The sequence below is a fragment of the Nocardia asteroides genome, from assembly GCF_021183625.1.
Classification (GTDB): Bacteria; Actinomycetota; Actinomycetes; order Mycobacteriales; family Mycobacteriaceae; genus Nocardia; species Nocardia asteroides_A.
The window spans coordinates 5,586,963-5,601,752 of the sequence record NZ_CP089214.1; the positions used below are offsets into that span (position 1 = coordinate 5,586,963).

General features: G+C 75.4%; 1 protein-coding gene. It reads left to right on the plus strand.

Annotated features, from left to right (window positions below):
- The first annotated feature begins 103 nt into the window (after positions 1-103).
- Positions 104-14,707 (plus strand): toxin glutamine deamidase domain-containing protein, encoded by a 14,604-nt coding sequence (locus LTT61_RS25835; protein ID WP_269821801.1) that lies wholly within the window; start codon positions 104-106, stop codon positions 14,705-14,707.
- Positions 14,708-14,790 lie beyond the last annotated feature (83 nt).

Below are 14,790 nucleotides of genomic sequence, written 5' to 3' on the forward strand. Positions count from 1 at the left end.
GTTCTACGCTTGGGCGGCTGGGACAGCACGGTCGAGCGCTGTTCGGACAGTTCGTGAGGGAGGTAGCGGTGGCCCCGCCTGCGCGACCGGGAGCCGCGCGGCGATGAGCCTCGAACTGCCCCCGGAACTGCACTGGATCGGGTGGATCGCGGGCGCGCCCTGGCCGGAGGGTGACGAGGACGCCGCCTTCGCCGTCTCCGCCGCCTGGGCCGCCGCCGCCGACGGAATCGAAGCCCTGCTGCCCGGCGTGGACGCGACCAAGCGGGCCAGCCTCGCGGCCTACCGCGACGGCGTCGGCACCGAGGAGATCGCCACCCGGTTCGATCAGCTCCGCACCGGGGACCAGTCGCTGGAGATGCTGGCGAAGCACATACGCTCGGTGTCGGACATGGCCTTCGACATGGGCACCGAGATCCAGGCGCAGAAGATCACCATCATCGTGACGCTCTGCTGGCTGGTCATCGAGCTGGCCATGGCGTGGCTCTTCCCGCCCACGGTGGCGGTCAACCAGGCGGCGGCGCTGGCCACCGCGCGGGCCGTGCTGGCCGGCGCCGAGCGGGCCATGGTGAACTCGATCGCCGCGATCGCCGCCAGGCTCGGCGCCTCGGCCTCGAAGAAGTACATCTACAAGGGGATCCGGGTGCTCCCCACCGCCAAGGGCTGGGGCGTCATCGGCACCACCGCGATCAAGGGTGCGGGCGAGGAGGCGTTCTTCAACGGGCTCGTCCAGCTGAGCCAGATGGCGGCGGGCACGCGCAGGGAGTTCGACGGGCAGGAGTTCGGGCTGTCGATGCTCGGCGGCGCGGCGGGCGAGGTGGTCGGCGACGCCGCGTCGAAGTGGCTGGGCGGCAAGCTCGACGACTGGCTCGGCGGGGCGGGCAGTGTGTGGAGCAGCGGGGCGAGGGGCGCGGGCGTCGGGGCCTTCGGCGACGGGATCGGCGGGATCGCGGGCAGCGTCGTCGCCACGCTGGCGGCCGGGCAGTCCATCGGGGAGGCGTTCACGCCGGAGTCGATCGTCGGCGGGTTCGTGCAGGGCGGGCTGGTCGGCGGGGTCGGCGGGGTGCGCGGCTTCGTCCCGCTCGGTGTCGATCTCGGCGCGGCCGGGGGTGCGGAGGGCCAGGATTGGCTCGGCGAGGAGAAGGCGCCGCCCGGCGGCGGTGAGCCGGAGCAGGCCGGTGTAATGCCCGGCCCCGCGCCCGGCTTCGGGGTGAACGGGAAATCGGCGCCGGGGGGCCCGCAGCCGATCGACGGATCGCAGCCGCGGACCGCTCCGGTCGGCTCGACCGGCACCGGCGGGCAGAGCGCCGTCTTCGCCCCGACCGGAGCGCCGGTGCCAGGGGAGTCCGGGCGGCCCGCCGCCGAGCAGGCGGCGCCGCGAGGCGGGGTGGCACCGGAGCGGCTGGCTGGCGGGAATCCGATCACGCAGCAGGGGAACGTCGCCGCCGCGAGTACGGAATCGGCGGCGCAGCCGACGGAGGGGCCGCAGCGTTCCGGGGTGCCGGGGGAGGTCTCCGAGACCGGGAAGCCCGGGGCCGAGGTGACCGGGGTGGCCGAGCCGCAACCCGGCCGGGTCGAGGGGGAGCCGGGCGACGAGCGCTCCGGGACGCCGGAGCAGTCCGATCGCCGCGCGTCGGTCGAGGGCGGCGGGCAGGGCGACCGGGCGACGGAGGCGGCGGTGCCCGAGCGGGCCGAGACCCCGGTGCGGACCGGCGATGTCGAGCAGCCGGAGCGTACGAACACCACGTCGATCGAGCAACCCGACCGGAGCGAGACGCCGGAGCGGGTCGAGAGCCGGGACACCACGGGTTCGCCGGTGGAGTCGGGCGAGCAGCGGGAGCGGGCCGCGGCGGCCGAGAACCGGACGTCCGAGCAGCCCGGTTCGCCCGTCGAGCACCGGGACCGGACGCCCGGCGACGGTGAGCAGAGCGATATCGACGAGCGGCCCGGCTCGTTTGAGCAGGGCGCGGCCCCCGAGCAGCCGGGGTCGACTCAGCAGGACGAGTTCGCTGAGCAGCCCGGGCCGGTGCAGCAGGACGAGGCCGTTGAGCAGCCCGGACCGGTGCAGCAGGATGAGCTCGCTGAGCAGCCCGGGCCGGTGCAGCAGGGCGAAGCCGATGAGCAGGCCGAGCCGGTGCAGCAGGATGAGGTCGCCGAGCAGCCAGGGCCGGCGCAGCAGAGCGAGGTCGAGAGCGAGGTCCGCGAGCCGGACGGTGCCGAGGAGCAGCGCCAGCCGGGGGCCCCCGGCGAGGAGCCCCGGCTCGGGGGCCGCGAGCCGAACGGCCTCGAACTGCTCGAGCAGGCGGCGGGCCCGGTCGGCCACGGCGAGCCGATCGAGCAGGTGCGGCAGCCGCTCCCGGCCGCGGAGGTCATCGGCGGGGGACAGCCGCCCCTCCGGCCGGAGCTCCTCGTCCAGCAGCCCGCCCCGGTCCCGCACAGTACCCAGGCTCCGGGGGAGCAGCTCCGGCCCGAGCCACGTCCGGCTGCGCCGCGCGGCACGCAGGACGGTTCGGCGGCCCCGCCGCAGCAGGACCGCACCGCGGCCCCCCGCGGCACCGACAGCCCGGAGCCGCGCGCCCTGCGCCCCCTGCAGACCACGGTTCCGCTCGCCCCGGCCCCGCCCGCCGCCGGGCTGCCGGAGCGGGAGAGCACGGAAGGGGAGCCGGAGCCGCCGCCGGCGTCGGTCGATCCCGCCGCCGCGCTGCCGTTCCCGGTGCTGCCGATGGTGCAGGCGGGCGTGGTGCGGGAGCGCAGCACGCGGCCCCGCCGGTCGGGCACGCCCTCGATCGACGTCGGCATCGCGCGGACGACGCCCGCGACCACCGCGGTCGAACAGCCCGCCGCCGCGATCCCCGGTACGAACGGCGCCGATCCCGGGATGCCCGCCGCACCGGCCACGGCCGACGACCTGCCGACCGCCGCCCTCACCCCCGCCCGCAACCCGGTGCCGCCGCCGCCGCGCCGCCCGGTCACCGATCCGGCGCGGCAGCAGCGGATCGAGCAGTTGATGAGCACCGACAACGGCGAGTACCGCGTCTTCGCCGACCCGCCGGTCGCGGAGTTCTCGGACGACAACGACGACGTCACCGACGCGCACGACGACCGGGACGAGCGCGCACTCGCCCTGCTCGCCACCTTCCACGGCCACCCCACCGCCCCCGCCTACCTGAGCCCGGGCGACGCCGGGCCCAGTGCTCTGCAGCGGGCGGCGGGGTGGCTCGGCGGAGTCAGGCACCACAGCGGCCCCCCGGCCACGCTGGCAGCGGAGATGCAGCGGCTGCACCTGGCGATCGCGGAGGCGGGCGAGGGCAGCGCGGCCCTGGTCACGCTGCGCTTCCCGAGCGGCCGCTCGCCCGGCACCGTCGAGATCGGCGGGGTCCGGGTCGAGCGCGGCACCACCTCGTTCGCCGTGGTGTACCCGCTCGGCGCCGAGGGACCGGTGTGGATCAACCCGGACCGCGGGCGCAGCTACGACGCGCCACCGACGCACCAGATCTCCGACGGCGATTCGCTCGTCACCATCCAGGCCGACCACGGCCCCGCGGTGCTCGCCGCCGCGACCATGTCCCCGGCGATCGCGCCGCCCGCGCCCGCCACCCCGGCGGAGCCGCTGCCCGACCCCGCGGCGGACCGCCCGGCCGGCGTCTACCGGCCCGTCGACCCGGCCGCGCAGGACACCATGGCCGCGGCGATGACGGTGAACGGCGCACCGCGGATCGGCGCCGACCCGCGGACCAATCCGGCCGATCCGAGCGGCACCCCGTGGGGCCGGCTGGTCAACCCCGGCGGCGGGGCTGCCAGGAGCGGCAATGTCGTCGACAGCGCGCTCTCCGCGCTCGCCACCTTCTTCGGCCTACCGCGCACGGCCGCCGCGCTCGCGCCCGGCGTCGACTCGGACAGCATCGACACCGTCGGCGACGGGACCGCACCGTTGCTCCGGGCCGAGCGCTGGCTCGGCTGCGGCCTGATGGACCCCGGGCTGGCCGGCGGCAACCGTGCCCAGCAGCTGAACGCCATCGCCGCGGGGGTGCGCAGGCTCGGCCCCGGCGCGGCGGCGCTGGTGGTGCAGGCCGAGGAGACCGGGCCGGGGCGGCGCGTGCGCAGCACGGCCTTCCTGATGCTGCACCCGGCCGACGGAACCGCGCCGGTATGGCTGAATCCGGTCACCGGTGAGGTGACCGAGCAGCCGCCGCCGGGGCTGCGCCGCCAGCGCGGGACGCTGTCCTTCATCCCCGCGACCAGGGAGCAGGTGCTGGCCGCCGCCACCCCGGGGGCGCCGCCACCTCCGGTCCCGTCACCCGCGCACCTCCGGGTGATCGGGCCGGACGGGGTCCGGCCACTGGAGAATCCGGCGTACCAGCAGGCGCTGGAACAGGCGATGACCGGACCGGACGGCAGGCCGCGCGCGCACGTCGATCCGCGGAGCTTCCCGAGCCCGGCCGCCCCGCTGCGCCGCATGATCAACGGGGCGGGCACCGGCATGCCCGGCCGGGGGCGGAACTGCGGCGAGGTCACCGCCTGCTCGCTCGCCACCTGGTTCGGCAACCCGCAGGCCGCCCACGCCAGCTGGGCCGCCGATCGGCAGCCCGTCCGCGGCTCGGCCTGGCTGGTCGATTACCTCGGCGGCCGGCTGCGGCAGTACCCGGATGCGCAGCCGGTGCGGGACCAGTTCGCGGCGCTGCAGCGGGATATCGCGCTGCGCGGCCCGCGCTGGGCGGCGCTCGTGCTCTCCACCGAGACGGCGCGGAACCAGGACGGCAGCGTCCGCGTCGGACCCGACGGGGCGGCGCTGAACGCCCGCGCGCATGTGCGGCAGATCGTCTTCCCGGAGAACGCGCCGCGGCCGGTCTGGTGGGACGCGCAGTCCTTCAGCACCTCCGAGGAGGTGACCGACAGCGTGCTGGATTACGCCGATGGGATGTACTACATCCCGGTCACCGCCGCCCAGCTGGCGCACGTGGCGACCTTCTTCCCCGGGCTCGCGAGCGCCCCGGCGGGGACGGCGGTCGCGAGCCCCATCGCGCCGGCCGCCGGGCGGTCCAAGAACCCGTTCCGCCCAGGGGGGTCCACCAACCCGTTCCGCGCGGACTCCTCGCGGCGGTCGAGCGATCCGGTCGGCGACGGAGGGCGGCTGTCCGCCGATTCCGCGGCGCGGCGGCGGGCGCTGGACGGGTTCGTCCAGCAGATGCTCGACCCCGCCGCCCAGCGAAACGTTCCCGCCGTGCCCGGCCAGGTCTCGATTCCCCTTCCCTCCAGGGACGAGCTCGCCCCCGTGCTCGCCTCGATCGATCTGCCCACGCTCACCGCGCTCCGCGATGTCATGCGGATCAGGGGCGGCACCTACGCCGCGTACCAGCACCCGGGTACCTACCCCAGCCCGCGGAACCCGTACATCTCCTACATCAACCACCCGGGCCAGCAGGCTCCCGGGCGTCTGACCAACTGCGTGGTCTGCACGCTCGCCCTGCTCTCCACCTTCATCGGCCTGCCCGACGTGGCCGCGCCGCGGTCCTCGCTGGCTTCGGTCGACCCCGGCCTCGACGGCGACGCGATCGCGCAACGCTGGCTCGGCACGCTCCTCTCGGACGCGAGGTACCGCTGGAACGCTGCCGGGAACCGGTCGATCCGGAAGCAGTACCGTGACCTCTACCAGAAGGTCACCGACCAGGGGCCGGGGTCCTTCGCCTACGTGCGCGTCCGCTGGGCGGTCAAGGACGGGGCCGGGAATCCGATGACCCTTTCCGACGGTTCGCCGCAGTACAACGGCTCGCACGCCATCGCCCTCGTCTTCCCCGCGGGTGCCACCCGCCCGGTCTGGTGCGATGCCCAGAGCGGGACCTTCACCGAGAGCCTGCCCCCGCAGTACGTCGCCAACACCGCGACCCTGGACGCCGCCATCTCGGACGCGAACAGCGTGCGCGGGTCGGCCATCCGCAGGGGCAGGCTGTGGCGCGCACTGACGACCGCACATGGCATCCGGCAGTCGCAGCATCCGGGGCTGCCCGCCGAGCCGGGCGCTGAGCCCTTCGGCCCGCTCGTCGCCGAGCACGGTCCCGGGGTGTACACCGACCCCGTCCAAGCCGCCGCGGCCATGGCGCTGTCCTTCGCCGGGATTCCACGCATGACGGTGCCGTTCCGGGTCGACACCGCGGTGGACGCAGCCGCGGTGACCCCGGCCATCACCACTCCGGACGGGTTGATCGGGCTGGAGCCGCTCTTCCGGAGCCGGGTCCAGCAGCTCGGCGATCAGTGGCCCGCCGATTTCCAGCTCGGCCGGGTGACGCAGCAGCTGGCGGCGGCGCCCTACGGCCCCGGTTCGGTGGCGATCGCCCGGGTGGGCAACTCCGTGCTGGTCGGGATGTACCCGGAGCACCCGCCGGGCTCGACACCGATATGGGTGGAGCCGCTCAGCGGTCAGGTGCACACCGGCATCCCGTCCGGGTACGGGACGGTGCCGGTGGAGTACCTCATCACCACCGGGGAGACGCTGCGTACCACTATCAGCGAAACCATGGCGGTGTCCTTCGTCGCGCCGAATCCCCTGGTGTCGCAGCCCGTGCGCACCGCCGGGCTGCCGGACGAGAGCGGAGCCGATCCCGGCGCCGAGCCGGCGGGGGGCAAGCGCGGGAGACCCGACGGGCCCGGCGGCTCCCCCGAACCGAAGCGGCGGCGCGGCGCCGATCCCGGCGGGGACGGCGATCCGTCGGATCCCGACACGGACGGGCCGGAGCCCAGCGACTCCGATCCGTCGGAGCCGGACAACGAGTCGGACCGCTTCACCGACGCCTTCCTGACCACCGACGAGTCCGAATCGGAGTCGGACGCCGAATCCACCGCCTCGACCGAATCCGACCCGGACGACGGGCAGGTGGCGCCCGCCCGGCTGTCGCCGCGCCGCAATCCGGTCCCGCCGCCACCCCCGCTCGCCGCCGAGGATCTGGATCGGCACCGGCAGCTGACCCAGGTCGTGCGCACCGCGGATGGCGTTCTGGTGGCGGCGAATCCGCTCACCGACGACCGCGCGCGAAGGGCCTTCGAGCTGGTCACCGGGGAGGGCGACACCGCGGAGCCGGGCATCGACCCGGACGACGCGGTCTACGCGCAGCTCGCCGGCTTCGTCGGGCACCCGACGACCGCGGCCGCGCACTCGTCGGCCGATCCGGCCAGGCACGCCCTGGTCCGCACCGCGCAGTGGCTCGGCCCGCCCCGGGTGCTCACCGGCGACCGGGCCGAGCTCGCCGCCCACCTGAACCGGCTGCACCGCGAGCTCCAGCTGCTCGGCCCCGGCGCCGCGGCGGCGGTCAGCCTGCGCGGCCCCGGCCCGGCGACCCCGGGGACCGTGACCGTGAACGGCGTCGAGGTGCCGCGCGGCACGGTCTCGCTGGCGGTGATCGTCCCGCTCGGCTCGCGCAGGCCGCTCTGGTGCGCTCCGCTGACCAGGGAGATCTACCGGACGCCGCCGCTGCACCTGCTGGCAGCCGCCGAGCTGGTGGTCGCCACCCCGACCAGGCACGGACTGCGGGCACTCGCGGCCGTGAGCGACCGGACGCCGCGCCCGGCCCGGCCCGCACCGCCCCCCGGCGACCGCGCGCTGCCCGACGTGACCGCGGGCCGCGCGGAGCGCCCCGGGCTCTACGCCGAGCCGGACATCATGGATCAGCTCGCGCTGGAGGGGCTGATGTGGGTCGACGGCAGGCCCGTCGCCGGCGTCGACCCGAGGACCAACCCCAACGACCCGGGCAACCCGGACGCCGTGCCCTGGGTGGAGTGGGTCAACCCGAACGGCACCGGCAACGACCTCGACACCGCGCTGACGACGCTCTCGACCCACTTCGGCGATCCGCAGGTCGCGGCCCCGCTGGCGCCGGGGATGCACTCGGACGGCGCGGAGTCCGACCCGAACGGCTGGGACCCCTACATCCGCGCCGAGACCTACCTCGACTGCGGCTTCCTGAGCGCGGCGGGCGCCGGCCGCGATCCGGCGCAGCAGCTCGCGGTGATCCAGGCGGGCGTGGAACGGATGCCACCCGGCTCGGCGGCGCTGGTGCTCGCGCTCACCTACCGCGACAAGCCGGACCGCTCCGGCCTCGACGTGACCAGCAGGGTGGCGGTGCTCATGCACCCGCTGCCGCAGCACCGCGCGCCCGGTGCGACCCCCGGCCGGAAGACGGTGTGGTTCGAGCCCGCGACCCGCCTGACCTCCGAGCAGCCGCCCGCCGGGCTGCTGCGCGACGAAAACGCGCTCTGGTTCATCCCGGCGACCAGGGATCAGGTCATCGCGGGCGCGACCCCGGGAGCCGTGCCGGCGCCCTTCCCCGCGCCCGCGGCGAGCAGGCCGCTCGGGCCGGGCGGCTACCGCCCCGAGCCGAACCCGGAGTACCAGCTGGCCCTGACGCGCGCGGTGACCGGCCCGAACGGCCCGACGCCCTACTTCGACCCGGATACCTTCCCGTCCCCGGCCTTCCCGGCGGGGCGGCTGGTGAACGGGCCGGGCATGAGCGAGCCGGGCCGCACCCAGAACTGCCCGGAGACCGTGCTGAACGGGCTCTCCACCTGGTTCGGCAATCCGGCGGTCGCCGCCGCCACCTGGCACCCGGCGGTCGCCGACCCGAACGGAATGCACCGGCTCGCGCAGTACTTCGGCAGCAGGCACCGCAGGTACTTCGACGCGGGCACCGCGCGGCAGCACCTGGAGGCGATCCAGCGCGGGATGGCGCGGCGCGGCCCGCGCTGGGCGACCGTGGTCTTCACCTCCACGCTGGCCAGGGACGAGTACGGCCTGTTCCGCGTCGGCCCCGACGGGAAGTTCTTCAGCGCGCGGGATCACGTGCGGCAGATCGTCTTCCCGGAGGGCCGCCCCGCGCCGCTCTGGTGGGACACGCAGAGCAACTACACCTCGCCGACGGTGACCGGCACCATCGTCGACCACGCCGATTCGGTGACCTTCATCCCGGTCACCGCCGCCCAGCTGGCGCACGCCGCCACCTTCTTCGACACCCCGGTTCCGGCCGCGCCCGCCGAATCCGCGCCGGTGCCACGGGTGCCTCGGCTCACCCCGGCCCAGCTGGAGCAGCTGCCGCGTTCGGCGAGCACCATGCCGCCCGGCGTGGTCAGCAGCACCGACCTGCGGCTGCTGCGGGCCCAGGAGGAGCGGCTGCGGACCCCGGAGGGGTACGCGGCGCACCGGAATCCGGGCGTCTACCCGCCGTGGGGCGAGCCGTATGTGCGGTTCGTGAACGGGCCGGGGCTGACCGGCCCCGGCGGCCGGGACAACTGCGCGCTCTGCGTGATCGCCCTGATCTCCACCTCGCTCGGCAAGCCGGAGATCGCGGGGCGCAGACAGTACTCGCTGCTGGAGGGCGGCGTCGGGCAGCAGGCCGGTGCGGAGCAGTGGCTCGGCTCCAGCCGGATCGCGGCCCAGCCGCCCGCCGTCTCGGCCGCCGACGCGCTGCGCGCACTCGAGGCGATGGTCCGCGACGCCGGACCGGGCACCTTCGTCGACGTCGAGATCTACTGGACCGTGCTGGACGAGAACAGGCAGACGAAGTACGAGGACGACGGGATCACCCCGGAGCTCGGCGCCGGCCACGTGATCGCGCTCATCTACCCCGACCCGGCGTTGGCGGAGCGCTTCGGCATCCCGGCGGGCATGCCGGCCGACCGCCCGCTCTGGAGCGACCCGCAGGCCGGCTGGGTCGCGGCCGAGCTGCCATCGGATATCAGGGACCGGACCGCCGCCGTCGCCATCATCGCCGCGGACACCGGGACGATCGCCGAGGGGAGCGCGCAGGGGCAGTCGCTGCGCAGCTCGCTGCGCGACCGGACGTCCGGCGGCTACCTGCGCGCCATGAACCCGGAGACCCACTCGTCGGTCGGCGGCCGCTCCTACGGGCGCCGGGTGCTGCTGCGCTCCGGCACCGACACCGAGTACCACCCGGCGCTGGTGCTGCGCGCCGCGAGCGCGAGCTTCGCGTCGTACCCGCAGTTCGCCGCGCCGATCCGGCGCCGCTTCAGCCCGGACGGGGCCGCCGGTATCCGCCGCTCGCAGCGCGATATCGGCGCCTTCGACGCGCTGGGGCTCGTCTACGGGCAGAACTGGCGGGTTCCCGCCGCCGCTACCGTCCCGGCGCAGCTCGCCGAGATCCACGCCGAGATCGCGGCCGTCGGCCCCGGCGCGATCGCGGCCGTCCTGGTCGGCGACGATCCGCCGACGCCGCTGCTCGCCGTCTACCCCGACGAGCCGGGGCGCTCCGAGCCGCTCTGGTGGCAGCCGCTCACCGATACCTTCACCGCGTCGCCGCCCGCCCTCGGCGGGCCGAACGACCGGGTCCGCTACCTGAGCGGCAGCGCGGACGGGCTGTACGACGCCTTCCTCCGGCCGCACGTCCCGACCGCCTCCCGGCCGGGCACGCCGGGGCACCCCGCCCCGCAGGCCGGGCTGCCGCACCGCCCCGCGGCGTCGGCACCGCTGGGCCCCGGGCGGGTCGAGGAGCTCGACGGGGGCGCCGAGCCGCTGCGTGCGGCATCGGCGTCGCCGAGCCACCGCGCCCTGGCGATGGCCGGGTCGAGCCAGATCACGGTCGACCCGCTCGCCGAGAGCCCGCCCGCCGGTCCCGCGCTGCCCCCGCCGCAGCCGCTCACCACCGCGCACCCGCCGCTCAGCCTGGACGAGATGGCCCTGATCACGCGGCCCTCCGCCGAGGCCATTCCCGGCGTGCACGGCAGCGTGGACGCCGGCGCGCTGCAGCGGCTGCGCGACCGCCTGTGGCTCCCGACCGGCTATGCCGCCTACGTCAACCCGCGGCGGGACGCCGACGGCTCCCCGGGCTGGCTGACGCACATCAACGAGCCGGGGCCGGTGACGGCGGGGCGCTTCAACAACTGCGCGCAGACGACGCTCGCCGTGCTGTCGACCTTCATCGGGTTGCCCGACGTCGCGGGGGCGCGGTTTCCGATGGACCCCTACGACTGGAATCTGTGGACCGACCCGCTCGCGGAGCGCTGGCTGAACTCGCCGCAGATCGACCTGAGCACGGACGCCTCCGGCGCGCCGCGCAGCGTGCCGGAGCAGTTCCAGGCCGTGTGGGACGCGATCTACGACGCGAAGCCGGGCTCGTTCGCCTACGTGAGCGTCACCTACGGCATCGCGGGTCCGGACGGCACGCTCGAGCTGGAGGCGGACGGGACGCCGAAGCGCTCGGACATATCCCACGCCATCGCGATCACCTACCCGACCAACTCCGACTACCCGGAGTGGAGCGACGGCCAGAGCGGAGCCTCCAGCCCGACGCTCAGCGAATCCTTCATCAAGAAGGTCGCGGCCGTGGCCTTCTACCCGAGCGACGCCAAGCGGGTGCTGGAGGGTTTCCAGCGCAAGCGGCGGCTGCGACAGGCGATCTCCGACGGCACCGGCATCAGGCACTCGGTGCACCCGGGGATCCCGCTCCGGCCCGGCGGCGAGGCGTGGGGGCCACTGGTGGCCGCGGGACCCACCGGCCCGCGCAGGGAGTTCCCGCCGATGGGAACGGCGCTCGTGGCCGCGACCACGTTCGCGGGGCACCCGCGGATCGCCGTCGCGCGGCTGCGGTCGATGGTCACCGCCGGGTACCTGGGCGAGCTCGACGGCCTGAGCCGGCCGACCGACAGGCCCGCCGCGCGGCGGCTGTTCCGGAATCCGCCGCGGACGCTGGACGACCGCTCGATCCCCGCCGCGCAGCGGCTGGACATGCTGCGCCGGGAGCTGGAATCCCCGCCGTTCGGCCCGGGATCGGTGGCGATCGCGGTGATCGGGGAGGCGCACCACGTCGGCCTGCACCTGGTGCTCACCTACCCCGAGCTGCCGGCGAACAGCACCCCGGTGTGGCTGGAACCGCTCACCGGCCGGACCATGGATGTGCTGCCCGCGGCCTTCGGTGACCTCCCGGTGCTGTACCTGATCGCGACCGGCGCGCAGCTCCGCGCCGCGATCGCCGAGCTGCGGCCGTTCGCGCTGCTCCAGCCCCCGGGTTCCCCCGCCGAGCCGCGGCCGCCCTCACCCGCGTCGTCGGTGCCGACGATCTCGGTCTGGGACGACTCCAGCGACGACGACGACGCCGTCGCCTCGAACGCCGACGAGTCCGCTGACCCCGATGCCGAGTCCGAGGACGAGGACGTCGCGGCCGAGCTCTCCGACGAGGTCGTGCTCACCCCGCCGTCGGCCGACGCCTTCCCCGGGCGGTACGCGCCCGTCGACCCCGCGCACCGCGCCGAGCTGGAGGCGGATATGCGGGTCGACGACGGCTTCGCGGCAGGCGCTGATCCGCGCAGCTACCCGCCGGGCAGACCCGCCTACGGCAGCCGGATGAACGGAGCGCAGGCCGGGCCGGTGCGCAACCACGCGGCGGTGACGGCGGCGCTGCTCTCCACCTTCGCCGGTCGGCCGGACGTGGCGGGCGCGCTGCTCGACGTCTCGCCGGTGCACCCGGGCCGGGGCGATACGGGGGTCATGGAGCAGTTCCTCGGGACCCGCCGGATCGCCGGGGCGATCCCCGCCGGCGGCGACCCGGTGCACGCCTTGCGGACGGTGGCCGACGCGGTCGCCCCGGGCGGCATGGCCTCCGTCGAGGTCACCACCGCCGACGGGCGCTCGCACACCTTCGGCGTCGTGCACCCGCTGCGCGGCCCGGCCCCGCTGTGGTTCGACCCGGAGACCGGGGTGTTCTCGACGGAGCCGCCCGCGGTCGCCGCGGCGACCACCGCCCTGTCCTACATCCCGTCCTCGATCGAGCAGGTGCGGGCGGCGGCCCGGCGCCGGGCGGCGCTGCTGGACCGGGTGCCGCCCGGCACTCCGCACACCGACCCGGCGGTCATCGGCGCGCTGGTCAGGTACCGCGGGTCCGGCGCCGGGCGGCGCACCCTGGATCCGTACGACGCGCTGGTCGCCACCGGCTCCAGCTACCTGGGGCACCCGCGGTTGGCGGTCCCGGGCGTGGACGCCGACGTGGACGACGGGCTCGACCGCGATGCCGCGGCACTCGAGCTGCCGCGGCAGGAGCTGGAGCAGTGGTTCGGCGCCCCGCTGGAGCTGATCGATGGGCTGGACGGCACCGACGCGCGGACCGCGGAGATCGAGCGCGAGCTGCGGGCGCGGCCGCTCGGCTCGATCGCCGTCGCCGAGGTGCTCGGCCCCGGCGATCCGGCGCCGAGCCTGCTGCTCGTGCTCGGCCCCACCGTGCCCGGCGCTCCGATCACCTGGTGGAACACCATGCTCGGCGCGCCCTACGCCCAGCGCCCCACCGAAGCGCTGGAACTGCCCGCGGACGCCACGGTATGGACGGCGTACACCACCGAGGCGGAGCTGATGCGGCGGATGGCCGCCGCGGGCCCCGATCGCGCACCCGCCAGGGTGGGGGCGGCGCCCCGGCAGCCGGACTCACACCTCGGCGCGGAGGCCCCGCCGTTCCTCGCCGCCGACCCGGAGCCGGAGGTGGACGAGGCGCTGCGCGATTTCCGCGCCGTGTTCGAGCGGCGGGACACCGAGCAGTCGGCGGCGAATCTCCCGCCGCGATCGCTCACGATATCCCCGCTGAACACGCCGCTCTCCGGCCCCCTTCCCCCGCTCTTGCGGCCGATCTCGGCGATGTCCGAGGACGAGCTTCCACTCGGTGCCGCCGAACTCCCGGAGCGTCCGGTGTCGCCCCTCGTGGACGAGGAGGTGCCGCAGCGTCCGGTTTCGCCCCTCGTGGACGAGGAGATGCCGGAGCGTCCGGTTTCGCCCCTCGGCGGTGACGCAACGCCGGTGCTCGGCGCGCGCCCGCCTGCGGATTTCACTCCGGACGAGCAGGAGACGCTGATTCCGGCGCCGGACGATACGGACACCGGCGGCGCGCCAACCACCCTTGGCGCCCCAACCACCCTGGGCGCGCCGACCGATCCGGATGCGCCGACCGGCCCGGATGCGCCGACCGCTCCAGACGCGCCCACCGATCCGGAACCGGTGCCGGACGGCGAGTCCGATCAGGACGACTCCGCTTCCGAGGCGCCATCCGATGACCGCGGACCGCGACTGCTGCGACCGGGCCGCGCCCGCCCGCAACGGATCTGGCCGGAGGAGTGGGAGCACTTTCCGGAGTTCCACGCACCGGACGGCCCGCCCATCGATTGGCTGCCGGGCGACGAGCCCCCCGCCGCCGAGGACACCGCGCCGCCGGTCGCCCCGGCCCTGCCACCACCACCGCTGCCCGGGGAGCCGACGCGGCGATCCGCACGCATACTCCTCCCCGAGGAGCCGACGCTGCGTTCCGAGCACAGACTGCTCCAGGAGCCGCCCGAGGAGCAGGCGCGGCTGTCCGCCCGGGGCGCCGTGCACACCCCCGCCCCCCGTGGCGCGACCACCACCCCGAACGACGCCGACCCCGCGGCCGCGCCGGACCACCCCGACGAGGCCACGGTCGCGCACGAGGCCGAACTCTCGGCCGCGATCGAGCGCATGGCCGGAACCGGGCGCATGGACGGAGCCGAGCCCACGGAGGGGATCGAGCCCACGGATGGGGCCGAGCTCACCGAGGGGGCCGAGCCCACGGAGGGGACCGAGCCCACCGAGGGGCCCCACCTCGGAATCGCCTTCCGCACCGCCCTCAGGGATGACGCCGAGACCCCGCTCCTCCGCACCGACGACCCGGAACTACCCGACGTCGACATCCCCTTCACCCTGGGCACTCTCGACAGCTGATCCCCTGTCGCACTTCGCCTTCGCGTTCCGGGCACTTCACGTTCACCCTGCCGTGCTCCAATCCGGGAACCCTTCCCGAGGAG

What these genes read in the sequence shown, in the direction of transcription:
- LTT61_RS25835 (WP_269821801.1), top strand. Translation starts at nt 104, where the DNA reads ATGAGCCTCGAACTGCCCCCGGAACTGCACTGGATCGGGTGGATCGCG.